Origin of the sequence: Streptomyces sp. RP5T (assembly GCF_003933965.1) — a bacterium.
In the GTDB taxonomy this organism is placed as follows: domain Bacteria; phylum Actinomycetota; class Actinomycetes; order Streptomycetales; family Streptomycetaceae; genus Streptomyces.
In genome coordinates this window covers 1-1,878 of the sequence record NZ_RSAJ01000980.1, presented here as the reverse complement: position 1 = coordinate 1,878, position 1,878 = coordinate 1, and the positions used below count along the sequence as shown (strand labels likewise).

Below are 1,878 nucleotides of genomic sequence, written 5' to 3'. Positions count from 1 at the left end.
GGGTGGGGGTCCTGCTGGGGGCGACCGGGATCAGCTGACGCGACAGTTGACGCACCCCTTGGCGGAGATCACCAAGAAGCAAGCGCGTACCACCGGTAATACTTGTGGGTAACAACGTCTAGCCGCGCCCGACCGGCGGTTCTACGGTGCTCGCATGCCGAACCTCCCCGACGTCGTGGTCTGGTCCATCCCCGCCTTCGTGCTGCTCACCGTCATCGAGATGATCAGCGTCCGCATCCATCCCGACGAGGACGCGGCGGGCTACGAGACGAAGGACGCCGCCACCAGCCTGGGCATGGGGCTCGGCAGTCTGTTCTTCGACTTCCTGTGGAAGATCCCGATCGTCGCCCTCTACACGGCCCTCTACGAGCTCACCCCGCTCCGCGTGCCCGTCCTGTGGTGGACGGTCCCCCTGATGCTGCTCGGGCAGGACTTCTTCTACTACTGGTCCCACCGCGGGCACCACGTCATCCGCATCCTGTGGGCCTGCCACGTCGTCCACCACTCCAGCCGGAAGTTCAACCTCACCACCGCGCTGCGCCAGCCCTGGACGAGCCTGACCGTCTGGCCGTTCTACGTCCCCCTCGTCGCCGCCGGCGTCCACCCGGCCGCGCTCGCCTTCTGCTCCTCCGCGAACCTCGTCTACCAGTTCTGGATCCACACCGAACGCATCGACAAGATGCCCCGCTGGTTCGAGTTCGTCCTCAACACCCCCTCCCACCACCGCGTCCACCACGCCTCCCAGGGCGGTTACCTGGACCGCAACTTCGGCGGGATCCTCATCGTCTGGGACCGGCTCTTCGGCTCGTTCGTCGCCGAGACCGAACGGCCCGTCTACGGGTTGACCAAGAACATCAACACGTTCAACCCCATCAAGGTGGCCACGCACGAGTACGTGGCGATCGTCAAGGACATCAAGCAGGCACGCAGTTGGCATGAGCGGGCCGGGCGGGTGTTCGGCGGACCGGGATGGCAGCCGTCGCCGCCGGCGGAACCGGCCCCCGCGGCGGAACCGGCTCCGGCCGAGGGAAGCGCGGCCGCGTGAGAGGCGGGCCCGGCTGGTGGACACGCGCGCGTGCCCACGGGGGGCGGCACGAGCGGGGACCGGTTCGCGCCGCCGGACGGGAGCGGGACGGTGACCGTGACCGCCGTCCCGACCGGGAGACATCGACCACGGTCCGTCCCGGGGCGGACCCGCGCTCGCGTTCCCTCGCCGCCCTGCTGCTCGCCTGCTTCGCCGCGGCCGCCCTCACCGACCTCGTCTCCCTGGCCGTCGGCTTCGACGACGGCCACGTCGTCGCCAAGCCCCTGCTCATGCCGCTCCTCGCCGCCTGGGCGGCAGCCCGCGGCACACCGCGTCTCCTCGTCGCCGCCCTCCTGTGCGGCTGGGGCGGCGACGTCCTCCTGCTGTCGGACTCCGACCGGGCCTTCCTCGCGGGGATGGCCTCCTTCGCCGCCGGGCACGTCTGCTACCTCGCGCTGTTCGGGCGGCACGGCACGCCACGCGCGCGTGCTCTCGTCCCGGCACCCGTCTACGCCCTCACCCTCGTGACCACCGTCGCCCTCCTGTGGCCGGACCTGCCGGCGGACCTCCGCGTCCCCGTCGCCGGCTACAGCGCCCTGCTCGTCGCCATGGCGTACACCGCGGGCGTCCGGTTCGGCCTCGTCACCGGGCTCGGCGGAGCGCTCTTCCTGCTCTCGGACACCCTCATCGCGACCGGCGTCGCCCACTGGCCCCAGCCTCCCCGGCCCGACTTCTGGATCATGCTCACCTATGTGGCCGCGCAGTTCCTGCTGGCCAGTGGCACACGACGAGCCCTCGAAGCGCGCCGGGGACCCATGACGACGTACGGTGAGGGGCGTTCGACCCAGGACGCG

At 70.7% G+C, this 1,878-nt stretch carries 2 protein-coding genes; both read left to right on the top strand.

The features are described from left to right. Positions 1-154 precede the first annotated feature (154 nt). Positions 155-1,045 (top strand): sterol desaturase family protein, encoded by an 891-nt coding sequence (locus EHS43_RS43675; RefSeq protein WP_125195955.1) that lies wholly within the window; start codon positions 155-157, stop codon positions 1,043-1,045. A 173-nt stretch (positions 1,046-1,218) separates the two neighbouring features. Next, the coding region (locus EHS43_RS43670; RefSeq protein WP_260470997.1) for a lysoplasmalogenase at positions 1,219-1,878 on the top strand (660 nt) is incomplete at its 3' end.

What these genes read in the sequence shown, in the direction of transcription:
- EHS43_RS43675 (WP_125195955.1), top strand. Translation starts at nt 155, where the DNA reads ATGCCGAACCTCCCCGACGTCGTGGTCTGGTCCATCCCCGCCTTCGTG.